Below are 22,949 nucleotides of genomic sequence, written 5' to 3'. Positions count from 1 at the left end.
ACAATGTGCAAAAAGGCGTTAACATTGTGCTCTGCAAATGGACATAACAACAAAAAGGGCTCAGTCGTGGCAAAATCTACTCTGCTTTCCCAAATCAATATCTATCCAGTTAAGTCAGTTGGAGGTATTTCTCTTTCCTCTTCATGGGTTGAAAAACAAGGGCTTTGTTTTGACCGTCGTTTTATGGTGGCATTGGCCGATGGTTCAATGGTGACCGCACGCAAATACCCTAACATGGTAAAAGTGTCATCCAGCCTTCTACCGACAGGTATTATCTTCACTTACCCTGGACTGCCTCCTTTAAAGCTGCAATACAGTACATTTAAAATGCAGGATACGACCGCTACAGTATGGGCAGACAGTTTTTCTGCTTACACGACAACAGATGAAGCGGATGATTGGTTCAGTGAAGTATTGAATCAAAGGGTTGAGCTACTTTTCACTGGCGAGCAATCAAACCGGGTAAGAGAAAAACTGGGTCATAATGTGAGCTTTGCAGACGGCTATCCTTTACTTATCATTAGCTCCGGTTCACTAGCGGAATTGAATAAGCGAAGCAGTGAAGTACATAGTATGGAGCAATTCAGAACCAACTTAGTGGTTGACTCGGACGAGCCATTTATCGAGGACTCATGGAAGAGAATTAAGATCGGTGATGTAGAGTTTGAAGCTGTAAAGCCATGTGAGCGTTGCATTCTGACAACAGTTGATGTCGAAAAAGCGGAATTCAGAGCCAGCAAAGAACCGCTAACGACCTTCTCACGCTTCCGTGCCAATGAACGCGGTGGCGTGTTCTTTGGTCAAAACCTTGTGGCAAAGAATGAGGGTATGATTCGCACTGGTGATGCTATCGAAGTACTGGAATACAAAGACAAAGAGCACTACGAGGATCTGGATGCGAATAAACAAGAATTTGTTTGTGTCGAGCGAGAGCATGTCGCGAGGAATTTTGAAACTTTTTGGTTAGAACCTCAGAAAGGTGCAATGCCAAGCTACAAAGCAGGCCAGCATTTACCGATAGAACTCAATATGGATGGTAAAGCGGTCAAGCGCTTGTATACCTTATCATCAAGTCCAAGTCGTCCTGGGCGCTTAGCGATATCGGTGAAACGAGTTGATGGTGGAGAAGTATCGAATTGGCTGTTTGATCATTTTCAAGTAGGTGACACCTTGATTGCCGATAAGCCTAACGGTTCATTCCATATTGCCAACTCTGAACATGAGCCGCTGTTATTATTATCTGCAGGAAGTGGCGTAACTCCGATGATGTCGATGCTGCGCGACCTTACCGACCAAAACGATATACGAGATGTGGTGTTCTACCATCAATGTTCGACTTACGCTGATATCCCATTTGCGAATGAGTTGAAAAACCTAGAGAAGCAAAATAAAAATCTCACGGTGATATTGGCACTGACGCAACCATCAGAGGATTGGCAGGGATTAAAAGGACGTTTTAGTTTGTCCCATCTAAAACAAATTGCCGACCTTACTGAGAGACAAGTCTTCGTTTGTGGACCTGACGGCTTTATGCAAAAAGCAAAGAACTTGATGTTGAAGAAAGGACTACCTGAAGATCACTACCACCAAGAGGCTTTTGGGGTCGCTACTGCAACGGAACAAGTGGTCAAAACCGTACAAATTAGTTTAGATGGTACGGTGTTTGAGGGGGACAATCAGCAAACGATTCTAGAGCAAGCAGAAAAAGCCGGTCTTGCAGTTGCTCACAGTTGCCGCGCGGGGTTTTGTGGCGCGTGTAAGGTTACGGTAGAGTCGGGCTTAGTTCATCAGCCTGATGTACCGGCGATTCAAGACAGTGAAATTGCAGAAGGAAAGGTTTTAGCTTGTTGTGCAGTACCACAGACAGATGTGGATATTGTCAGTTAAATAGGGAATTGCGAGGCTGTTTGGTGCCAGTGTCCAACTGGCACCGACTTTCTATTTATTGCCTACTTTGAAGCACTCACTATACGTTGATGCAACGAATCTTTTAGTACCGCTCTATTGTGTTTCAGTTGATGCATTTCGGTATCTTCGATAGGAGAACCGTTCAGTTCTAACACACGAATTTCTTTATCCAGCGCGTTGTAGTTTTTCGTGTCAGCTGCAAAGCCTTCATCGCTTGCCGCAAGGGCATGAATAACGTCTTGATGCTCTGGAAATTCCTTCAGAAGAGAGTGATCTTCGCCTAACATAGCAACCCCTTTTATTGGTGAACAATAGTTTTCGCTTGGGCATTCGCACAAGTGACTCTGGGTGCCAACGGCACTTGTGATCACTAGTGCTGTTATAACAATGGCACATCTTTAAGCTGATTAAAAGTTGAGCGATGGCAAGATCTGATTTCAGAGAGGTAAATCACAGGGTTAAAAAAAGCCAGCAAATAATTGCTGGCTCTATGAAGGAAATCAACTTAGTCGTAGATCGTTGGGATTGGCTCGCGTTTATGTTGTGTTGCTTTATAAATGGCAACGAGGCGATCACTGACTTCTTGAGATACAGGCTTACCTTCGAGGAAATCGTCAATCTGATCATAAGTCAGGTTGAGCGCATCTTCGTCCGCTTTTTGAGGTGCGAGTTCTTCCAGATCTGCAGTCGGTGTTTTCTTAACGAGTTGCTCTGGCGCGCCAAGGGTATCTGCTACTTCACGAACTTGGCGTTTGCTCAGGCCAAATAACGGGGCAAGGTCACAAGCACCGTCACCAAATTTGGTGTAGAAACCAGTAATGTTTTCTGCCGAGTGGTCCGTACCTAGCACTAACCCTCCCACGTATCCCGCGATTTCATACTGAGCAACCATGCGAGCACGAGCTTTTACGTTACCTTTTACAAAGTCGACCTTTGCGCTGTCTTCTGGTAGTAGACCTGTGCCTTCTAGAGCTATATGTGAAGCGGCGTGCAAACCGTCAACGCCCGCTTTAATGTTCACAGAAACAGAATGAGTTGGTTCAATGAAAGACAAGGCTAGTTGTGCTTCGTCTTCATCTTTTTGTTCACCATAAGGTAGGCGAACAGCGATAAACTGATAGTCGCTAGAATTACTTTCTTCATTCAGTTCATTCACTGCAAGTTGAGCAAGGCGACCACAAGTTGTTGAGTCAACACCACCACTGATACCCAGGACGATAGATTTGCAGCCAGATTGCTGAAGTTTTGACTTGATAAAAGCAACGCGGCGTTCAATCTCAAAGCGTGGGTCAATAGACGGAAGCACGCGCATTTCGTCTCGAATTAGTTGTTCCATGTGGGATCCCTTTTCCTGCAAGCAAAAAATATTTTCTCGTATGATACCTACGAAAATCGCTGAAAAAAAGTTACAGTTAGGGTCAATCTATGCAGAGAGACGATTTATTGAGATACATATGACAAAAATAGCGATATTTGGTAGCGCTTTTAATCCTCCTAGCTTTGGGCATAAGAGTGTTATTCAATCTCTGAATCATTTTGACAAAGTACTATTAGTTCCTAGTATCTCTCATGCATGGGGGAAAAGTATGCTCGATTACAGCATACGTTGTCAGTTAGTGGACATGTTTATCTCTGACATTGGACAAGCCAATGTTGAACGTTCCAACATTGAAGAGTCTCTTTACGAACCAGGAACCTCTGTGACAACTTTTGCTGTATTGGAGGCGTTAGAAAAAAGATACCCAGAAGCTGAACTAACTTTTGTTGTTGGTCCCGACAATTTCTTCAGCTTTAGCAAGTTTTATAAAGCGCAAGATATTGTTGAGCGGTGGTCCATTCTCGCTTGCCCTGAAAAAGTGAAGATCCGCTCGACGACGATACGATATAGTTTGTCACAAGGTTTGAATGTAGATCACTTAACGACGCTTAGCGTCGCTCAACATTTGGTCGCACATAAGCTATATTGATAAAGATTATAACAAGGACGAAAAATAAAAATGAAAGCAAGGTGGAGTTGTATTGCTTTAGTAGTAGTGGTGAATAGTCCTCTCGCATTCGCATTTTGTGAGAGCAATACGAACAAATCTGTTGTTTTAAAAGCGACGGAGGAAGAGTCGTTTTGCTCGCTTATTTCTAAACCCTTCAACTATATTGGCAACCAAGTTATTACGCTTGGTGGTTTAATAGAAGACGAACCTCCTATCAACTCTCTACAAGATTCTTATTGGGATCAATGGCTTCTTACGCAAGAATCCGAACCTGTGCTAACAGGTAACATAGAAAATAGTTTTGTTGGTATTGGTTTATGGGTACCTGAGGAAATCGCTCGTCATAAAGACGAAATGTCGATGCAAGAATGGCTGATGGCACAAGGGCTTCATTTCGGCGTTGGCTTTGGTGAAAAAGGTAAAGAACCACGTTTACGCTTGGACTACCGTTGGCATCAAGACTACCAAGGCGATATGATGATGCAGGTGGAAGTGCCGTTTTAGTATCTAAGAAGGTAACTCTCTTCATTACTATCCAATCTCTTTAAAGCAGATTACTTCAGTAATCTGCTTCCTACATAAGTACTAATTCTCTCTAAAAAATACCCATATTAAATAATCACTTATTGAATCGTGAGAAAAATAATATTTATTAATCTATTTATATGTAAGAAATAACTTGCTTACGTGAGAATATTTGCTAAATAATAGATGTAGGAAAAATATAAGGTGTGTAAGAAATGAAGTATTTGTCATTATTTTTGCTTTTAACCTCTACATCTGTACTATCAGAAAGTATGTTAAATAAGCCAGTTAACGAGGTTTCGAAGGTGAACAGCAACCCTGTTAGTGGCCAAATTACCTTTAAAGGAAAGATCATGCAGGAACCTTGTGCGTTAAATGTAAGGGATTTCTCAACCAAGATACAAAAGAAAACAAATAACTGTGTTGAGTATACAGCCGAAAAAATCGAAGTATTTAATGAGAGAACAGTCGAAAGTGCTTCTGTTCTAATCGTCAGCTACATCTGATAAATAGAGCTACTACTTAAATATTGAAGTCAATTGAGTGATGTTGATCTCTGTTTTGGATTAATAATAATTAACACCGAATAATAGGATGGTTTGTTATTTTCTTGTGTTTAAGCTTGGATATGTAAGTCGTTTCGATTTACATTGAATCTTAAATATGAGGTAAGTATGAAAAACTACATATTAGTATTTGGTAGTTTAGTAAGTTCGTCTTTAGTTTATGGGCTTGAAATTGAATCAGTAACAAGAGGGGATGAGTTTACTACTGTAGGATTTCCTATTATTGCGTCAGATAATTCAGACTTAATCTTTCATTATAAAGAAGATGGTAGTGTTAATGACTATGTTTGGATGGTCGATGATAAAATCATATCGAAGGGAGTGGCTTATACTCCAAGTGAGAGTGATACAAATAAAGACATAAAACTCTGTTTAATTGAAAAAGGTGATTTTAACTGTTCAAATACATTAAAGATAATTGCTAAATTTGGTAATAACGACGCTCAGCTTCGAAACAGCAGAGCACCTAATACTGATATTAATGATTACTGGGAGGTGAATAATACGATAACCAATGAAGAGATTATCAATGACGAAGATACCTCTGTAAAAATCAAATTAAGTGTGGATTACATTGGAGCAGCAAGTATAGATGAATTACCATCTGGCTCTCCATATGTCACAGATCTATTTTATACACTGAAGTCTGATACTACAGTACTTCAGTCAACCTCTCGTTTGCCAGGTTTTACTCATAATACCTCCAATCAATCCACAAGTTATAACACAACAATCTCACAGTTGAACCTTTCATCGGTACCTTTGGTTAGTCTTTGCACTTTTGGCTTATCCTCACATGGGGCGAGTCCTACAATCGAACCTTCGTCTTGCAGCACTAGACTCGTAACAGAAAGACCGGAAAACCTTGGTAATTGGGTACAGCCGCCAACAAAAGAGCAATTCACTCTGTTGTTCCCTGGCCAGAGCTATCTGCAGGAAACCGTCGGCAGTAAAACGTATGTAGCATCACCACGTTTGACCAATACAGGTATCAACCTTGTTGAAAGCTACTGTAAATACATTTCGCCACGCGCCACTCCACCAACAAGTAGTGAGCTTAAGTCTTTAGCTCAAAACACATCGATATTTGATGATAGCTGGCCTGGAATGACCAACTATTGGACCAATACTACAACGACTAATGGTCCGTTTACCTTTGCTGGAATTACTTGGGCTGAAACAGTATCTATCTCAGGCACGAATACAACCCAAATTGCCCCAAGCGAAGTCTACAACGGATATCTAAGTTGTATTGTTAAAGATGAGTCTAAATAAAAGCTTTATGTCTCATTTAAAAGAGCTTTGGAAATAATAAAACCAAAATTGGAGTTAATGATGAATAAAACATCGTTATTGTTCCTCTTGGGTGCAATTGGCCCTTTAGGAAGCGCTTACGCAATGTCAGTTGATATTGAAAGTAAAGTTGAAGACAGTGAAATATTGTTAGGTAGAATAAATAATGAGCTTGCAACAAACTATGTCGGCGATAAGCTCATTGAACTTAAATGGGTGACGAAAGAAGGAAAAACGATTTCCACTAAACCTTATTTAATTCCCAACAGTTCGATGAAAGATATACGTTTTTGTGTGTCAAGTGAACAGACAGCAACCTGTTCGACATCATGGTCGACCAGCCATGCGTTAAGGTCAGCTTCGTCGCCTAAGTTCACTGTGGGAAATGCCGCTAATCTAACAGTGCGCGTACTCGATAATGATTCGTTAAAATATGAGGAACCTGCTACCTCGATTAGTAACTTCGACATTATTAGTGGAAGGTTTGGTTTTCACTACACCGAACAACTCGATCAACATGGTCATGTGGTAATGAATATGATCAGCTACAGCCAACCTTCAATTTTCCTCACGCTGCCGTCTATTGAGTCTAATATGAAGACCATTAAAGCGTGTTCGGTCGGTGGTTTCTATTTAGATGAGCCGACTTACATTGAATCATGCACACCAAGTTATGAAATTGATAGTTCTCCAGTAGAACCGGAGCCTGAAGAATCTGTTCTATGCTTGTATCAGCACCCCAACTATAAGGGCAACAAGAAGTGCTTTGATGAAGAAGAGATAAACCATTCTAAGGACATGACCTCGCCGAAGTTTCCACACTTAATGGCAAATTATGGATTGGTAGACTCGAGCAGCCTTACTATCAAATCAGGGTACCGAGCAACGGTCGGTAATTTTTCTGGCCATAACTCAACGATTAACGACACATGGAATAAATCCGCTACTTACCTAGGTAATACAGTTGGGGATAAGGGTAAACACGTTTTTCTTGAGAGAGATGACACTTATGGTTGTTTCTTTCAGCACCATGCATTGCATTATGGTGAATTCGAACGGGCAATCAGCCAGTGTGTAGAAGTTGGAGAGAAAATCGAGCAACTTACCCCGCTGAAATCTGGACTTCAGCGTACGCTCTCTACCATCACAATGCATCCGGGTCTTACCATTACTTTATATTCTGACCTTGGTGGTAACAGTAAGCTCGGAACTTACAACCAAGCACGATTTTGGACTGGCTCTGGCTATCCAAATGATCGCGCCAAGTCGTTTAGTATTTCCGTAGATAAAAACTACAGTTTTTACCTAGTCAACGGTAATACGCTGTTACGCAGTCTCGAAAACAGTAGCCTGGCTTTAAAAAACCTCATCACTGAGAAGGGCGATCTACACCTGGTCACGTCTGATGGGCATTGGACTAGAAACTTTGTACTTCCTGAGGGCGTTCAAGAATTCACCCGTTTGAAGTTTGAGCGTAAATCTACATACCACTTTAATGTGGTTAATGGTGATACAACTTACACACCTAAACGTGGTGAAACCTTAGTCGTTACCTATATCAATAATCAGTGGGTGTTAAGTGGTGATAAAAGCGATAGCGAGGTTACTTGGAGTTCGGTTTTAGGCGTAAAAAGTAACAACGCAGCTACGCAGTCAGTTTCCTCTTCGAAAGTGCTATATATTCGAGCGGGAGCTGCCATTGATGCCATAGGAACCTCTCGTAGTAACCTTCATGGTGGCTCAGGTGGCGGCTTGTATCAAGTTAGCCTAACGGGTCTAAAATCGGTTACGGCGACAAGAGGTGATTTTCGATGGGGTGGCCGTCAGTTAGTTGCTCTAACATTTCACTATCAGAATGGTAGTCAAAAGTTGATCGGTTCTAAGCGCTATGCGACTAATCGTACAGAGCAAAGTGCGGCTGTGCCTGCGGGGCAGGAGGTCAAAGGTTTGAACGTTTGGTCCAATGGTTGGTTGGTAAGTGGTTTACAACTCAAGTTTGGGGATTGATTCAAGATTTACCTAGCTTAAACATTTAAAAGGTTCCTATTAAGGAGCCTTTTATTTAGTAATACTAAGCGTACGATATGATTTAGTGAAGGAAAATGCCGGCATTCAGGTGGGAAAAATCTTACTTAAAGATAATTGCACAGAATATATAATAGACATGTATTCTTAGACCAGAAGCGATTGACAATCAATGAAATTAATTAAATTCGTACTATTTTCGTTGTCGTTATTTTTTTCTTACTATACTTATGCACTAAATAGTGGTGAATGTACATACTCTAATCAAAAACTAACATACTCAGGGGTTAACCTTCCTAGTTCAAATGACGTGTATAAAGATGGTGAGGTTTTGGGGCAACTTATATTGTCAACCAACTATTCTTGTAAGACAAACTCGATAACAAATAATAGTGTGGTACTCCAAGTTGGAACTAGAGGAGCAGGAAACAGTCACATAAGTGCTAAGCGGTATAACAGTAATGTTGCTGGGATTGTTCTTGAGGCAAAATTCACAGTAGCACAGGCGGCAAGCTTTAGTAATGAGGTTATATTCAAACAGTTCAAAAAGCCGCAATATTCTAACAATCAAAATGTAAGTGGAACGTTCAACCAACCATTATTTGATGTCATTAAATCTGGTGAAATAAGCAGTGCTACATCGGTAACACTAAATCTTCAAAATCCATTTAGGTTAGTCAGTTTTATCTACAATACGGCGACAACTGGTGGCGTCTACTTTAGTCCAACCAATGTTCCAGATACCGCTCCCATTCCAGTTTATAATGCATCATGCAGTGTGACACATCCTACAAACGTTCAAGTCCCCGCTCTGGTTAAAGGTATTAGAGATGAAGTAAGCAGTTACTTTAACATAGTCCTCAATTGTGTCGATAAATCCGTCATGCAAAATAACGTGCAGCTAACTGTCACTCCAGTAAATATGACGAACGTAACAATGACTGGAGACAAGACGACATTGGTTTTTAATGACCGCAATCAGATGGTTTTAATGAACATCTTTAATAGTGTTAATAGTACAGAAGCGATGATGCAATTTTCAACTATGTACCCATTCAGTAACAGTAGTCAGGGAAGTAGCTTTACAATCCCTATGCGAGCAAAGTTCCAATTAGGTTCTTCATCAGGTTATGGAAATTTTAGTTTTCAGACTCAGGTTGCTGTTAGGTATAACTAATTATCCTTCTGCCTACATTGAAGTAAGAATAATCGTACTTTGAAGTGTTGATTTCGAATATATAATGGCATGCGTTTTATAGAACTGAGCATGACATTTAATGAACCTATCTAGATTTTTAATTCTACTGTTGGTCTTCGCTAGCAAAGCAGTCTTAGCCTTAAATAGCGGCGAGTGCACTTTTACAAATCAAAAGCTAACATACTCCGGTGTTAACCTACCTAGTTCGAATGAAGTCTATAAAGATGGCGAGGTGTTAGGTCAATTAATCCTTTCGACGAATTACTCCTGCAAAACTCAAAGTTTTACTAACAATGGCGTGGTACTACAGGTTGGTACCCGAGGGGCAGCTGGAAGCTATATTGGAGAAAAGAAGTTTCGAAGTAATGTAGAAGGTATCGTATTAGAAGGCACTTTTATGGTTGGAGGTGTTGCAGGTGTTAATAACGAAATAATCTTTAATCAGTTCAAAAAACCAACATATGGAAACAACCAAAATATCAGTGGCACGTTCAATCAACCAATGTTCAACGTCATTAAGTCTGGTGAGATTCAGAACGCCAGTTCAGTAACACTAAATCTTGCTACTCAATATAACCTAGCAAGTTTTATTTATAATACCGGTGGTAGTGCATATGTTAGCCCATCTAGTGTCCCTAACTCTCAACAAATCCCGGTATATAATGCTTCTTGCAATGTTACCCATCCAACTAACGTCGAAGTCCCTGCGTTAGTAAAAGGTGTGAGGGATGAAGTTAGTAGCTACTTCAACATAGCGTTAAACTGTGCAGATAAGTCTGTGATGCAAAATAACGTTCAGTTAACTGTTACTCCAGTCAATATGACTAATGTGTCTTTAAGCTTGGACAAAAGTTCACTTCTATATAATGGTAACGGTCAGATCGTATTAATGAACATTTTCAATAATCTGGGTTCGGAATCGCAGATGTTGTTCTCTACAATGTACGAGTTTAGTAACGATGCTCAAGGAAACAGCTTCACTATTCCAATGCGTGCTAAATTCCAATTGGGATCGTCATCGGGATACGGGAATTTTAGCTTTCAAACGCAAATTACGGTTAGATATAACTAGTTTCTTCTTTCTTACATCAACAGTCACGGATAGTGATTGTTGATGGTCTTTAGAGCTTCAATCATCACATCTTCTGTCATTATGATCCTTAGGCTACATCGAATTTAATTCTCATATTACGTCTGGCTTATACTATCCTCTAAAACAATCAACGATATTATTGGCTGATAGCGGTAATTGACGTGAAGACATTTGGAATCCAACATCATAGGAGAAATTAAAAGCCTACTATCAAGCAGGCTTTTAACGTTACGTATGAATAGAGGTAGTGAAGAGTGTACTAATTATCTTTGGTTGTTTCGAAATACGAGAACTGTACCAATGGTTGGCCAAGTTTATCTTGATCTTTAAATGAAGACTTAATATCCATCCTTTGTTTATCAATACCATTTTCGGTATAAAAAACACGCAATCTTTCTACTCTTCTTTGCCCCAACCATTTATTATAAGCCGCGGTTCCGCCTAACGAGTGCTTGTTGACAATTCGAATACTCATATCTGGGTGTTGGTGAAGATACTGGATACTTTCTTTAAGCACTTTTTCATTGCTTATATAGCTTGAGTTTACTTTGAACACATGTGTTGCTTCGACAATGGCTCTTTCTGGTGGGAGCGTTGATTGTACTGCCACTTTCTCAGATGTTTGCTGTATTACAGCAGGTCGGGGATCTAGAGGTCTAGCGCGAGTTGGCTCTGGTCCAGGAATTGCCCAAGTAATGCCCAATATAAATTCTGGAAGAACTTTGACATCCGATTCTTTTTTGATAACCGCAGATACACCGCCAAACAGTGCCACATCGCTGTCTAAATGATGTTTAATAACACTGGAAAAGCCGGTTCTAAATGGATGCGTTTCATCTTCATATTGAATGAATGGTCCGTATAGTAGGGCAGTGCCAGAATCGAGTTGTGAGCGACCAAACAAGGAGATTCGAGCTAACAGGTGTTTGTTATCGAGTTGTGTGTTGTTATAACCAAGACGTGATTCAACTACCAAGTCTGGTGTTATGTTTACTCCATATATGATGTTAGGAGAAAAATAATCATTAGTAGGCTGATAGCCCGCGGCAAACCCAAGATAGTCGTTCTCGTCATTGATGGGAGAAACGGTATCGGGAGCAGTCCATGCTCCCGCAGAGAGTGTTAAACAGATACTAAAAGTTAACAGTTTGAATTTCACTTAAACCACCATAATCATTGATAATGCCGTATTCCAAGGACATATTTTTAATGTCCATTCCCTTAGGTACCGCATACTTTTGTTGACCAAAAGGTGGCGTCATTTTGAACCTATCATCGAGTATTTTAGATACACTGCCATTAATGACCTTTAGGTGACCAAGGCTTAGGTAATAAGGGGTATTGTTCGTTGATTGAAGGTATTTTTTCCCGTCTTCTTCAATGATGTTCCAAGACAGCTGTTTAGCTGCATCAAGAAGCCCGGTCATATCCAATTGGTCGGGACGAACGATGACCTTGATCCGAGTTCTGACGGCAATATTTAGCTGGTTCTGGTCAGTTTCCGCTTTCTTAGGGATCTCTTGTACCGAAAGGAAGAAAATGCTCTCTCTATCTTTGGCTAGTTTGTTTTCAATCGGTAGAATTCTCACAAAACCTTGTTCATTAGCGCCTAGCTTAAAGATAGGTGGCGTAAGTACTAGCGGCAGGTCCCGAGTGTTGCCATCGCTATCCTCAATCCAAGATTGCACCAGATATTCACTTGCAGAATCATTGATGATGTCAACTTGATGTTCTTTGGTTGTTGTAATTATCTCCCTAGTATTAATAGGGCGCACTCCCGCGTGCGCTTCAATAATTGGAAATAGACTAACAACAATGACTAATAACGATCTCAATAACATATTTGTACCTAATTACAGCTTCGCTCAACGATGTCCTGCAAACTTTTAGAGTCAGGACTTACACTGATTGAAAATTCACAAAGACCAGAACCAACAACAAAAGTTGCTGATTGGTCAGGTTTAATCCCTGACAGATAAACAATATTGTCAGTACCAACAAATGACATCTCATCTGATTGGTTATCGAGTGAAACAACAGGTTCTCCAAATAGGTTTGCGTCTGTATTAAGTTTCACCAGTACACGTTTACCTACACGAGCTTTCAGATCTATAAGGACCGTAGAGCCTCGTCTTGGAACGTAGTTTTTGCTGAACTCCACTAATTGAACGTCTGAGTTCTCTTCTGCATTGATGTAGACTTTATTAGAGCCGTAATCATTTGAGTAAGGAATAACAGCAATACCGTCCTTGTTTGTCCTGAGTGTTGGGTTGTGATTAACAATCAGATTCTCCGCATCATCCACCTTTACAACTGCGGTGGTTTCCCCTAGATACTGAGCTGCAACAATTCCCCCGTCATAGATGAGTAAACCACCGTTGGCGCTGAGACTCCCTGACGTTGTCTCTCCATTAGACTCGACATTTGCAGAAAACTGACCGTAAGGTGTCGAGTTTCTTACCATGGCCGAGACGGAAGTATTGCCAGTTTTTGTATCATTTGAGGTTTGACTGACTGTCGTGCTGTAGTCGTAATTTCCGGTTCTACCGTTGTACGACAACTGATTATTAAGTGCACCAGTGTTTTGCTCGTGTGTTGATGAGAACACCACACTAGAGTCGTTGTTTTCTCCAAATGGTAACGATAGAGATAAACCAATTCTCTTATCACTACTCACACCATAATTGGTTTGCACAGTGTCACTAATCGTGTAATTCATACCAACGGAAACACGACCAAGATTAAAATTCAAAGATGAGTACAGTGATGTGCCACTCAAGGATGAATTGTGGTAGGTGTCATACTTATATGATAAGTACAATGTTGCTTCACTAATGGGTTGGTTCACCGATACCTCAAATCGGTTACGCAGTCCAAGTCGAGTCTGTTCATTACTGTCCATGTCACTTGCTGTAGAGACAAACTCTTCGAAGCTTAGAAAATCGGGCGATCGGTATTGATAACCAACCAACTGTAAACTGGTTGCTGAACGGTAGAATTGTTTCGCATACAAGCTCTTTAAGATAAATCCGCTGTGTTGTTGGTTATCCTCAAAACTCGTATAACGTGTTGCGCCACTTTCAAAAGACATAGCTCCAAATTGGCCTAAGTCATAGGTCACGCCCAGTTCGCCGTAATAATATTGCTCGGAAAGTAATGATGAGAATTTAGGCGTAATCACGCCCAGTCCATACTCTAGACCGCCTGTTAATACCGCTGGCTGAACAGAAGAGTTCGAATTACGGTATTGACCTGCTGAGACGGAGTAATTAAAGCTGCCCTCACGAAGTAGGGATGGTAGCTTAGTAAATGGAATAGTTCTGCGTCGAATTTGACCGTTACTTTCTTCGATGACGAGCTCTAAATCGGCACCTGTACTTGAAACGTCAAGATCATCAATTTCAAACTCACCAGGTGGCACAACGCGACTGTATAGTACGAGTCCGTTTTGGAGCACGGTAACTTTGGCCGAACTTAAGGCGACATCTTTAAGAACGGGAACGTAATTATTCCAGTGAGATTTATACATTCCGGTTGCTTTAGCAAGACTAAGGCCCGTTAGTGGTAGTGAGCCGTTAATTGCGGAGATGTTGCTTGAACGAATTTCACCGAAATTGGCTCTAGAAGTAATGCTATCTATATCTCTATATACAAAGAAATCACTCAAGTTCGAGCTAAATGCATCGCCATTCTTATAGAGGTTACCGCCGCCTTTGAGTCGCCACATGCCAAATGTTGCCAACCCTTGAACACCGAGGTAGCCATTAACGGCGGATGAATTGCTTGTTCCGCTAATATAAGAGTTGTAATTCAGCTTAACGCTGTTGACACCCTGATCCCATTTAGATGGAGGTGTCTTCAATTTACCGTCTTTCTTCTCGATGTTAATGTCGGGTACAGTAAGCACGAGCAGCGATCGTGAAGAAATATAGTTAGCCGTCGCCATCGGGCTGATGTCTGTGACGGTATAGCAGCTTTTTCCAACTTCCGGCAGTTTAATATTTAAATCCAGCAGTTGAATTTTCGAAAGACAAGGTTGGATATCGTTGGCAGCAGATTGTTTGAACTCGACAAGCATACGTTGAGAACTAAGCCCATTGAGCTCAACATCGATCATGTGCTCACCAGGTGCAATAGCTTGTTCAAACCAGCGTGTATCAAGTTTTTCACCAGAAATATCGCTATTCATAAAGCTCAAGTCGAAGTCTGAACCGAATACTTGATATGAAAACAATAGTGGGATGAAGCTTAAAAATTGATGATTCTTCATGCTGTACCGACAGAAATCAGGGAGTCAGCTCCGAAGAGGAACTGACTCCGGGTGGTATGCGAACGCGTAAGCTTTAGTTGTATTCGATGGTGTAGTTTGCGACTGAAGTTACGGTACCTGCAGTAGGTGCAGAGCCACTTACATTGACATAAGCTGCGTTGAAATTGAGGATGTAAGATTCTGCAGTTTCTGCACTTGTTGGAAGCGTTGTTTCGTCAGCTTTATTGCTACCACCGTTAATGTCGATGATGCTAACGCCATCTTCCTTGAGTAGTTGGATACCCACACCACCAGCAGGAGTAGTGCTAGCTGTGTTTTTTAGTACGTATTGGTTTGCTGGATCACCAACACCGGAAAAAGCAACACGCATTTTTTCAGCTGTGGTTGATTGGCTCTTACAATCGGTTAGCGTGATGGTAAATGCTGTCATACCAGCTAAGTCACCTTTAGTTGTGCCAATACTTCCTGTAGTAATGCTCGGTAGTGTCACGTTTAGATTAGTAGATGCGCTACCACCACCGGTTGCACCACCAGTAACGGTACATGAAGCAGCAGTTACTTTACCGTTGAAAGTAATAGTGCCATCAGCTGCGTAAGAACCTGCACTAACTAGTAATATGCTGCTAGCTAAAACACTTTTAATCAGAACACTTTTTTTCATTCGATATATCCTTTTGGAATTTGAAATTTACAATAATACCTAATAACACTGATATAGTTTTCTGCCTCCCATAACAAAGGCATGTTCTATTTTACTTAACGGTTTAAAGATATTAATGAGAATTGACGTGTCTGGGTGTAGTATTATTCTCACACAGGTGTCAGATAACTGTGTGCAGTGTTTTTTGGGGATGTATAATTGATTGAAACTCGGAGAGTTTACTTTAGAATAGATAAGAAATAGTTTGGTTTATATCAGAGAGTTTTTTACCAATAGCTTCCTTTTGGACACACGCTAAAGAAAATTCAATGACGTCACTCTTATACTACTCATAAATACTATCAAACAAGCTACAAGTGGCAGGAGGAGACTTAAGAATCTGTGATATGCTGTCATAAAAAATATTGGTTAACATTTCATTCTGTTGAGCATGATGGTAGAGGCCAATAATTATACCTCTTGTAGGAAGTTGCCATAATATATATGGTGAACGGTAATAGTCGGCGATGATTTTTGGTACTATAAAACACAGCTTCTGTTGGTTAACTAATTTCATCGCAGTACTTAAATTATCTACGACGAAAGAATGTTTTATTGGAATACCATTCTTTTCTGCTATATCGAAAAAGTTGGACTCAACATCATTCCAGTCTTTGAGTCGAAGAAACATAAATTCACGTTCTTGTGATAGTTGCTCCAAAGGTTTGTTAGTATCTTCTTGAGGACAAATCACAACCAGTTTAGTTGCAGTAATGCGCTTGTATCGGATTTTTCCCGGGTGGTAAACAAGATTCAAGTGAATGCCAAAATCTATTTTCTCATCTTGAAGGTGTTGATTTGTTTGAGAATCCCATGTCATTAGTTCGATTTTTGCACTGGGGAATTGTTTTGACAACTGCAGTGATATCTCGTCACCATATAGCTCCATTAGTATGTGTGTAATAGCTACTTTTATAGGTTTACGATAATTTTCATTTGAAATAGTATTTCTAGACGTTAAAGTGTGACGTATGTCACTTAGCATTTGCTCTATCTCGGGAGCAATATTTTTGACATATTCGGTAGGAAGCATCCGATTATTCGAGCGTACAAAAAGAGGATCATCTAATTGCTCTCTGAGCTTAGAAATATCCTTACTCACAGAACTCGTCGTTTTACCAAGCTTTCGCCCCGCCTCGGATAAACTCTGCGTGTAATATACTTCAAGTAGCGTATATAGTAACTGAAGGTTTTCCACCTGTTTCATAGGTTAAGAGTTCTCAAATAATAAAACATAGTGTTATGTAGTATATTTCGTACTTGACGAGTCATCCAGTCTTACATCGAAATTTAGCACAACAAGATAAGATTAAGGAATATTATTTCTTGTAGGCGTTATGTAATGCGAAAGCCATGCGGTTCATTTAAGACTATAGCTTTTATAGCTGTCTGTCTTATCCCATCATTAGGATATGCATTTGGTGATTTTTCTTTAACTATAGATGATAAACCTAGTGATAGCGGACTCAGCCAATCAAATTACATTCGCTTCTTGGGGCAAGACTTTCTTAGTCTAAGGTCCTCACTCCGGGAGGAAGTAAGAATGTACCTACTTATTACACTGGGTTTAGCAATTTCGGCACTATCAGTATTGGTATTCTCGGTAAGAAATCGTTCGAAATTAGACACTGGCCGTAATGAAATACCGTCTTGGACGGAAAATATTATTTCCCAGCTTCCTAGCTTAATATTCCTAGAAAGTGACAAAGGTTTAGAGGGGTGTAACTGCCCTTACTATGATTCATGTCTAAAGTCTGGTGGTTGTGGCATTCACCAACAGATAGATGGACAGGAAGACAGTATTCACAATCTTAAAAATGCCCAATATAAAAAACGATGTGAATTTGGTTTTATCGACAAAATCCGCGTGACTAAGCGGACGATACCAAACAGTGAAAAAATGCTGACGGTAGTTGACGATGTTACCTCTGAGTACCAGCAGCGCTCGGCACTTGAAAAAGCACACTGGCTTGCAGAGCAAGCTGTGCAAAGTCGTGAGCGTTTTCTGGCGACAATGAGTCATGAGCTAAGAACGCCAATAGCATCAATGATTGGTTTATTGGAATTGTTGTCTTATGAAAATCGAAACATTGCTGATGACTATAAGCTCAAAAGCCTTATGTCCTCGGCAAAGAACTTACAATTATTGGTTAACGATATTCTTGACTACAGTAAGTTAGATAGCCAAGGCATTTCTTTAGTCGAGGAGTTTGTTTCATATACTGATCTTCTTGGGGACTTGGTTCGATTGCATGAAGCTTCAGCGAGAGAAAGGGGTCTTGTATTTGAAACTCAATGGGATAGTAGTGAGATCGAATTTATCCTAACGGATGCCTTAAGGCTTAGCCAGATAGTCAACAACGTCCTTTCTAATGCAGTTAAGTTTACAGAACAAGGAAAGATAAAAGTAACGGTACGAGCTACTAAACAGAACATCAGTATTATCGTTGATGATACGGGTATCGGGATCAGTCCAGATAAATTGGAATCGATATTCGACCCATTTCGTCAGGCCGATGATTCAATTGAGCGAAAATATGGCGGCACAGGTCTTGGTTTAGCGATCGTTAAAAAGCTCACCACGTTGATGTCAGGCTATATCTCGATTAATTCAACAGAGGGTGAGGGCACGAGTGTCATGATCTCTTTGCCACTGAAAAGTTACGAGTATAAGAAAACGAAAATATGCTTTAACTACACAGGACAAAATACCCATATTAGTAACTGGTTCTCTTCATGCGAAGAAAAAGATAAATGCATAAAAATAATCGACTCTATCGATGAATTGAAGAGTAAAGATGACAGAGACAGCTACATCCTGATCAATGACAAACGTTTAGGAATGGGATTCAACGAAAAGTACGGAATCTGGGAAATTAGTACTGAACCTTTCTATCCAGATCTGTTTTACAAGTGTAAAGAGAAAATCGGTACCAAAAATCGAGGCTTTACTAGTGGTGGTGTCAACAACTTGGCAGGGCTAAAGGTATTAATAGCGGAAGATAATCCTATTAACCAATATATGTTGAGTGAGCAAATGGACCTGTTGGGCATTAATGCGGTGATTGTGTCAGATGGCCTTGAGGCAAAAAAGGAGTTGCAAGTAAATGGAGAGCACTACGATATGTTGATTACGGATGTCCACATGCCGAAGATGGATGGAATATCGTTAGTTAGATGGGTGAGAGAGAATTTATCGTCATTCAAGTACAAGCCTATCGTTGGCTGTACTGCGGAGCATTCGAAGTCGTTGCGCAGAAAAATGCTCGATTTTGATGACATTATTTTAAAGCCTTTCGAAGTTAAAAGGCTATTCGAAGTAATATCAAGTAACAAGGCGAAGTACAAAACTTCATCTGGGAAGAACCAGAAAATATCCAGTTATATGTCCACGTTATCTGATGATAAAAGAAAACGTTTGGTCCAAGTATTTAGAGAAACAATGACCAACGACTTATATCTTCTAAAGTCGGCAGTTGATGAAGAGATAATTAGAAAAATCGCTCATAAAATAAAGGGTGGAGCTAACTCAATAGGGGAGTTTGAAGTGGGCGATGTGGCAGGGCAATTAGAGAGTCAGTGTTTAGAATCGAGAAATATTGAGGAGATTCTTGAGGGTAAAAAGGTCTTGATCGAGGTTCTATCAAATAAATTGAGAGAAGTTGGAAGTAGTAATGTATAACAGCGTTTTGTTGATTGACGATAGTAACATCGATAGAGAAGTAACCAGCGTTTATTTAAACGATCTAGGAGCCGACACGATACAGCACGCAGCAAATGGAGAAGTTGCGTCTAGAATCTTAGCAACCGAGACATTTGAACTGATCATTTGTGATGTCGATATGCCTGTTTGTGATGGCCTAGACTTCATAAAAAGACTGGCTTCGATTGATAAATCTGTCCCGATTTTGATGATCAGCTCTATTGCTCAAGGTTTTTCTCAATCGGTGGTACTAATGGCGAATCAGTTAGGGTTTAAGCATGTAAACTTTCTACAGAAGCCATTTTGTATTGATACGTTAGAAGAGACTCTGCAGTCACTGATGTTGAGCGAAAGTATCCGGCCTAATGGACTTGATGACGACTTTCAACTGCATGAGTTACTTACGGCGTTATACCGAAACCAGATAGTGAATTACTACCAAAAAAAGGTTGCGCTGGATTCACAACAAGTCGTTGGTTATGAGGTGCTTTCTCGTTTCGAGCATCCTATACAAGGCACGATACCCGCGGCACGATTCTTAACGGATGACCTACCAACAAGTTTCTATTGCCAACTCTTTTTACTCAGTTTGGAGAAGGCGATTCGTTACTGGAAATCAAATAATGTCGATGTGACGTTTTCTATTAATGCACCGCCGGATATTTTCTCTAATCCAGGAATGGTGAGCTCCATCATTGATTTAGTCGAATCGTTTGGTTTTGATTTTAACAAAATCATTATCGAAATTACGGAAGGGAGAAGTTACTTGTTAGATAGTGCATTTCTATACGCATTCAACAAGTTATCTCTAGTGGGTGTGAAGTTCTCAATCGATGATTTTGGTGACGACCATGCGACTTTTAGAAAGCTAGCGAATCTTTCGTTTCATGAGCTAAAGATATCTAGGCAGCTTTTGTTGGCAGGAAATGAAAATGAAAAAACGTACGCGTTGATAAAAAATATAGTCTCAGTTTGTCGAGAACTGAATATCCAAACGGTGGCAGAAGGAGTAGAAAATCATGACCTGCTTCAATTAGCCCAAGAGCTAAGGTTTGATATATGTCAGGGTTTTTTGTTGGGTAAACCAAGCCCAAAAGTATAGAGGTTTAATGAATGAATATTTTGATCGTTGATGATCATCCGCTAGTGTGTGCGGCGCTCGAAAATGTAATTGAAGAGAACTTTGAAAATGTTGTTGTTGAACAAGCGTTTAATGCCAAAAAAGCGTTGTCTTTTTTGGCTGAGAATAAGATTGATATCCTCGTATTAGATATTGAGTTGGGTGATGATGATGGTTTCGATTTACTTCACAAAGCAAAACGGTTTGGCTTTGATGGTAAAGTCATTGTTATTTCGAGTAAAGATGAAAAATTGTGTTCTGATTTAGCAGTCAGTGCAGGAGCTTCCGGTTACTTGGACAAAAAAGAAAGTGTTTCTAGAGTTGCTGATGCGATTAAAGCAGTAAATAGTGGTTACACCTATTTTCGCCAAATTAATACGGCCACTTCTCACGGCAACGGAACAATCAAGCTATCTACTCGTGAGAGTGCTGTGCTTCGACTGTTATTGGATGGACATACAAACAAAGAAATTGCTCGAAGGATGAACATTAGTGAGAAGACGGTTAGTACTTACAAACGTCGAATTCTGGACAAATACGATGTGCGTTCTGTGTTTATGCTAGTCAAAAACTCGAGCTATATCTTAAAGTGATTTCTTTTTAGGAAAACTAGCTTTTCCCCGCAGTGAAACAAATTTAAATACTATGGCGCCTCGGTAATGGATTACTCAAGTTAATTAATCTACGAGGTAGTCATGTTACAAGAAAATTCTATCAACTTTATTGTTGTCGAACCCCAACCATTATTACGTCAGTCATTAACCGAGCTTATTACCAATCAGTCATTCGCAGGTAACATCTATAGTCTTCGAGATTATTCTGATGTTCATACCATCACTCAAACTAAATCGGTGCACTGTATCCTGTTTGATCCAATGAGTGACCTATCTGCTGCGTCTGAGTTGATGACCTTTCTGTCAGAATCACGACCTCATATTTATACCATTGCTTATAGTATGAATACGTCTATGTCTTACATGCGACTATTTAACACTATGGGGATTATGGGCGTCGTATCTCGTCTAGACTCAATCGAAACCCTAGAAGCTTGTCTAATGGCTGCGGCCAATGGCTATGCATTTAAAAAACATCAGAACCATGAGCAAGTTAATGAAGTTCAACTCTCAGACCGAGAATTAACAGTACTTAAATTACTTACTGAAGGCCATAGAAATAAAGAGGTAGCTCGTCGACTGAATATCAGTGATAAAACTGTCTCAACCTATAAAAAGCGAGTGTTAGAGAAATTTGACGTATCCAATATCATGGATCTTGTACCGAAAGTGAATGCTTGTGAGAGCTTTCTTACAGCGAGGTAGCATAACTCCTATGATATGCATATCGACTATTAGCTATCATAAAACCAAGATAAAAATGGTAGCTAATAGTCAGCTTAAGGTTATATTTCGGTGAAATGTGAACATGTGTGTGATTTGAGTTCTTGCACTGGGTGTGAGCAACTAAATAAGCTTCAAATGTATTTAGGGCTGAAACTAAAAATTGATGAGGAAAAAGTCGTTGAGATGAACTCCCTCACCAATATGTCGATGCTTACAGTTCGTACTTTATGTGTTTTTTCTCGTTATGGAGAAAACCACATAGTTTCGAAATACAACATCAAAGACTATGTTTGGCAACGTCCGGTGACGGATAATAACTTAACGCATACGATTCACAAATGCCGTAATGTTCTAAGGGAGTCCAAAACCGAGTTTGACGTCGTTAATATTCGCGGTTTTGGTTACTGTCTTATGAACATAAATTTTGTGGGTGGTAATATCGGTTAGTCTAGTTCGGTATTGCCTAGTAGACTTAGAGAAAGCAGCTGCAATTGTTCTCTATTTCCTGCAAAAAGATTGTCACAGATGACGTCTAACTTTGTACCTGACAATCGTTGTTTGCGAGCTTCTCTCACCAATAGCACAAGTGATAACTCACCAGAAATACTATCGGTCTTAGGCTGCCATTTGCTTATCGCCAAGCATTCTGGCGTTTGAGCGAGCTTAGGTTGCAGTTCAATAATCTCACGTCGCACGACTTGCAGTAAGTCTTTAACGGTCGCTAAATCGCTTTCATGAAGTAGTTTATCTAGCAGTGCTTTAGAAAGTGGGCTCAAATGAACCTTGCCAGCTTTCTTAGGAAACTGATCTGCAAGTCTTACCGATAATTTAACCAAGCTTAGCTGACTGTTTGGAAGGATGGTTAAGCTCATCAAACACTCGATAGGTAGCCAAAAAGCATCACCGGTGTTAAAGACATATTCATTTTTTCCAAGCTTCAACAATACCTTTCCACTTTCAACTCTGAACAGCTGATTATGTAGTGTCTTTTTACGAGATGTAATGGTCAGCAAGTCGTAGCTGATGGATTGAAAGTCTATGGCGTGGTTCATGATGATCTTTGGTAGTTAAACTGCGCGTAGATTACCGTGAGTGAATCCCAAATCCAACCAAAGATCGCACTTTTATGTGCGCTGTGCTGAACAATCATGCAAAAGTGTGGTCTGACCTTAACAAAAATAGACTTAAGTTAGCTGCGGTCTCTATACACTAAGCGTAGA

Annotated in this window: 20 protein-coding genes; 12 read left to right on the top strand and 8 right to left on the bottom strand. The window is 40.2% G+C overall.

Translation table 11 applies throughout. The annotated features are described in order from the left end of the window. Positions 1-3: 3 nt before the first annotated feature. On the top strand, positions 4-1,887 hold the full coding sequence (locus JKJ11_RS21500; RefSeq protein ID WP_503061269.1) for an MOSC N-terminal beta barrel domain-containing protein: 1,884 nt from the start codon (positions 4-6) through the stop codon (positions 1,885-1,887). Between the two features lie 62 nt (positions 1,888-1,949). On the opposite strand, the gene JKJ11_RS21495 is transcribed toward JKJ11_RS21500, so the two are convergent. Further along, positions 1,950-2,195: an HP1242/YdcH family protein gene (locus JKJ11_RS21495; protein ID WP_006070919.1), complete on the bottom strand. Its 246-nt coding sequence runs from the start codon at positions 2,193-2,195 to the stop codon at positions 1,950-1,952. Positions 2,196-2,413: 218 nt separating this feature from the next. Then, complete coding sequence (gene nadE, locus JKJ11_RS21490) at positions 2,414-3,244, bottom strand: NAD(+) synthase (protein WP_006070921.1); 831 nt, start codon at positions 3,242-3,244, stop codon at positions 2,414-2,416. Positions 3,245-3,362: 118 nt separating this feature from the next. Between nadE and JKJ11_RS21485 the strand changes: the two genes are divergently transcribed. From JKJ11_RS21485 to JKJ11_RS21460, 6 genes are all read left to right on the top strand, one after another. Beyond that, complete coding sequence (locus JKJ11_RS21485; protein ID WP_038222203.1) at positions 3,363-3,875, top strand: nicotinate-nicotinamide nucleotide adenylyltransferase; 513 nt, start codon at positions 3,363-3,365, stop codon at positions 3,873-3,875. A 30-nt stretch (positions 3,876-3,905) separates the two neighbouring features. Further along, positions 3,906-4,400, top strand: coding sequence for a hypothetical protein (locus JKJ11_RS21480; RefSeq protein ID WP_006070923.1), 495 nt, complete (start codon positions 3,906-3,908; stop codon positions 4,398-4,400). A 695-nt stretch (positions 4,401-5,095) separates the two neighbouring features. Further along, entirely contained in the window at positions 5,096-6,262 is a 1,167-nt protein-coding gene (locus tag JKJ11_RS21475) for a hypothetical protein (protein WP_252039145.1), read from the top strand. 57 nt (positions 6,263-6,319) lie between these two features. Next, the gene (locus JKJ11_RS21470; RefSeq protein ID WP_252039989.1) at positions 6,320-8,287 is read left to right on the top strand and encodes a beta-prism lectin domain-containing protein; all 1,968 of its coding nucleotides are present in this window, start codon (positions 6,320-6,322) and stop codon (positions 8,285-8,287) included. Between the two features lie 190 nt (positions 8,288-8,477). Further along, positions 8,478-9,482 carry a hypothetical protein gene (locus JKJ11_RS21465; RefSeq protein ID WP_252039988.1) on the top strand — a complete coding sequence of 335 codons (1,005 nt, stop codon included), beginning with the start codon at positions 8,478-8,480 and terminating at the stop codon, positions 9,480-9,482. A gap of 253 nt (positions 9,483-9,735) precedes the next feature. Beyond that, positions 9,736-10,575: a hypothetical protein gene (locus JKJ11_RS21460; protein ID WP_236111733.1), complete on the top strand. Its 840-nt coding sequence runs from the start codon at positions 9,736-9,738 to the stop codon at positions 10,573-10,575. A gap of 280 nt (positions 10,576-10,855) precedes the next feature. Here the strand turns inward: JKJ11_RS21460 and JKJ11_RS21455 are convergent, their stop codons facing one another. The 5 genes from JKJ11_RS21455 to JKJ11_RS21435 all read right to left on the bottom strand — a co-directional run bounded on the left by JKJ11_RS21455 (position 10,856) and on the right by JKJ11_RS21435 (position 16,773). After that, on the bottom strand, positions 10,856-11,755 hold the full coding sequence (locus JKJ11_RS21455) for an OmpA family protein (RefSeq protein WP_252039987.1): 900 nt from the start codon (positions 11,753-11,755) through the stop codon (positions 10,856-10,858). After that, the gene (locus JKJ11_RS21450; protein ID WP_031496453.1) at positions 11,730-12,437 is read right to left on the bottom strand and encodes a fimbrial biogenesis chaperone; all 708 of its coding nucleotides are present in this window, start codon (positions 12,435-12,437) and stop codon (positions 11,730-11,732) included. The genes JKJ11_RS21455 and JKJ11_RS21450 overlap by 26 nt, the downstream gene beginning before the upstream one ends. 8 nt (positions 12,438-12,445) lie before the next feature. Further along, positions 12,446-14,866 carry a fimbria/pilus outer membrane usher protein gene (locus JKJ11_RS21445; protein WP_252039986.1) on the bottom strand — a complete coding sequence of 807 codons (2,421 nt, stop codon included), beginning with the start codon at positions 14,864-14,866 and terminating at the stop codon, positions 12,446-12,448. Positions 14,867-14,939: 73 nt separating this feature from the next. Beyond that, positions 14,940-15,527 (bottom strand): fimbrial protein, encoded by a 588-nt coding sequence (locus JKJ11_RS21440; RefSeq protein WP_006070936.1) that lies wholly within the window; start codon positions 15,525-15,527, stop codon positions 14,940-14,942. Between the two features lie 325 nt (positions 15,528-15,852). Beyond that, the gene (locus tag JKJ11_RS21435; RefSeq protein WP_236111729.1) at positions 15,853-16,773 is read right to left on the bottom strand and encodes a LysR family transcriptional regulator; all 921 of its coding nucleotides are present in this window, start codon (positions 16,771-16,773) and stop codon (positions 15,853-15,855) included. Between the two features lie 336 nt (positions 16,774-17,109). On the opposite strand from JKJ11_RS21435, the gene JKJ11_RS21430 reads away from it, so the two are divergent. From JKJ11_RS21430 to JKJ11_RS21410, 5 genes are all read left to right on the top strand, one after another. Continuing rightward, the gene (locus tag JKJ11_RS21430) at positions 17,110-19,248 is read left to right on the top strand and encodes an ATP-binding protein (RefSeq protein WP_110165279.1); all 2,139 of its coding nucleotides are present in this window, start codon (positions 17,110-17,112) and stop codon (positions 19,246-19,248) included. Continuing rightward, a complete protein-coding gene (locus JKJ11_RS21425) occupies positions 19,241-20,371 on the top strand; it encodes an EAL domain-containing response regulator (RefSeq protein WP_006070941.1) in 1,131 nt (376 codons plus the stop codon). Before JKJ11_RS21430 ends, JKJ11_RS21425 begins: the two co-directional genes overlap by 8 nt. Positions 20,372-20,382: 11 nt before the next feature. Further along, positions 20,383-20,982, top strand: a complete 600-nt coding sequence (locus JKJ11_RS21420) for a response regulator transcription factor (RefSeq protein WP_006070942.1) — start codon at positions 20,383-20,385, stop codon at positions 20,980-20,982. A 102-nt stretch (positions 20,983-21,084) separates the two neighbouring features. Next, positions 21,085-21,708 carry a response regulator transcription factor gene (locus JKJ11_RS21415; protein WP_006070943.1) on the top strand — a complete coding sequence of 208 codons (624 nt, stop codon included), beginning with the start codon at positions 21,085-21,087 and terminating at the stop codon, positions 21,706-21,708. 156 nt (positions 21,709-21,864) lie between these two features. After that, on the top strand, positions 21,865-22,176 hold the full coding sequence (locus tag JKJ11_RS21410; RefSeq protein ID WP_006070946.1) for a winged helix-turn-helix domain-containing protein: 312 nt from the start codon (positions 21,865-21,867) through the stop codon (positions 22,174-22,176). Here JKJ11_RS21410 and JKJ11_RS21405 read toward each other — a convergent pair. Beyond that, entirely contained in the window at positions 22,173-22,781 is a 609-nt protein-coding gene (locus JKJ11_RS21405; RefSeq protein WP_252039985.1) for an AraC family transcriptional regulator, read from the bottom strand. The two genes, JKJ11_RS21410 and JKJ11_RS21405, sit on opposite strands and share 4 nt — an antisense overlap. Positions 22,782-22,949: the final 168 nt, after the last annotated feature.

The organism is Vibrio sp. SCSIO 43133 (genome assembly GCF_023716845.1).
GTDB classification, from domain to species: Bacteria; Pseudomonadota; Gammaproteobacteria; order Enterobacterales; family Vibrionaceae; genus Vibrio; species Vibrio mediterranei.
The sequence above is the reverse complement of the archived record's forward strand: the minus strand, read 5'-3'. Positions and strand labels throughout refer to the sequence as shown.

Excerpts from the sequence above, each read along its gene's own strand:
- JKJ11_RS21425 (WP_006070941.1), top strand. The coding sequence starts at position 19,241 with ATGTATAACAGCGTTTTGTTGATTGACGATAGTAACATCGATAGAGAA.
- nadE (WP_006070921.1), bottom strand. The coding sequence starts at position 3,244 with ATGGAACAACTAATTCGAGACGAAATGCGCGTGCTTCCGTCTATTGAC.
- JKJ11_RS21405 (WP_252039985.1), bottom strand. The coding sequence starts at position 22,781 with ATGAACCACGCCATAGACTTTCAATCCATCAGCTACGACTTGCTGACC.
- JKJ11_RS21420 (WP_006070942.1), top strand. The coding sequence starts at position 20,383 with ATGAATATTTTGATCGTTGATGATCATCCGCTAGTGTGTGCGGCGCTC.
- JKJ11_RS21415 (WP_006070943.1), top strand. The coding sequence starts at position 21,085 with ATGTTACAAGAAAATTCTATCAACTTTATTGTTGTCGAACCCCAACCA.
- JKJ11_RS21435 (WP_236111729.1), bottom strand. The coding sequence starts at position 16,773 with ATGAAACAGGTGGAAAACCTTCAGTTACTATATACGCTACTTGAAGTA.
- JKJ11_RS21440 (WP_006070936.1), bottom strand. The coding sequence starts at position 15,527 with ATGAAAAAAAGTGTTCTGATTAAAAGTGTTTTAGCTAGCAGCATATTA.
- JKJ11_RS21445 (WP_252039986.1), bottom strand. The coding sequence starts at position 14,866 with ATGAAGAATCATCAATTTTTAAGCTTCATCCCACTATTGTTTTCATAT.
- JKJ11_RS21430 (WP_110165279.1), top strand. The coding sequence starts at position 17,110 with ATGTACCTACTTATTACACTGGGTTTAGCAATTTCGGCACTATCAGTA.
- JKJ11_RS21485 (WP_038222203.1), top strand. The coding sequence starts at position 3,363 with ATGACAAAAATAGCGATATTTGGTAGCGCTTTTAATCCTCCTAGCTTT.
- JKJ11_RS21475 (WP_252039145.1), top strand. The coding sequence starts at position 5,096 with ATGAAAAACTACATATTAGTATTTGGTAGTTTAGTAAGTTCGTCTTTA.
- JKJ11_RS21480 (WP_006070923.1), top strand. The coding sequence starts at position 3,906 with ATGAAAGCAAGGTGGAGTTGTATTGCTTTAGTAGTAGTGGTGAATAGT.
- JKJ11_RS21495 (WP_006070919.1), bottom strand. The coding sequence starts at position 2,195 with ATGTTAGGCGAAGATCACTCTCTTCTGAAGGAATTTCCAGAGCATCAA.
- JKJ11_RS21500 (WP_503061269.1), top strand. The coding sequence starts at position 4 with ATGTGCAAAAAGGCGTTAACATTGTGCTCTGCAAATGGACATAACAAC.
- JKJ11_RS21470 (WP_252039989.1), top strand. The coding sequence starts at position 6,320 with ATGATGAATAAAACATCGTTATTGTTCCTCTTGGGTGCAATTGGCCCT.
- JKJ11_RS21450 (WP_031496453.1), bottom strand. The coding sequence starts at position 12,437 with ATGTTATTGAGATCGTTATTAGTCATTGTTGTTAGTCTATTTCCAATT.
- JKJ11_RS21410 (WP_006070946.1), top strand. The coding sequence starts at position 21,865 with ATGTATTTAGGGCTGAAACTAAAAATTGATGAGGAAAAAGTCGTTGAG.
- JKJ11_RS21465 (WP_252039988.1), top strand. The coding sequence starts at position 8,478 with ATGAAATTAATTAAATTCGTACTATTTTCGTTGTCGTTATTTTTTTCT.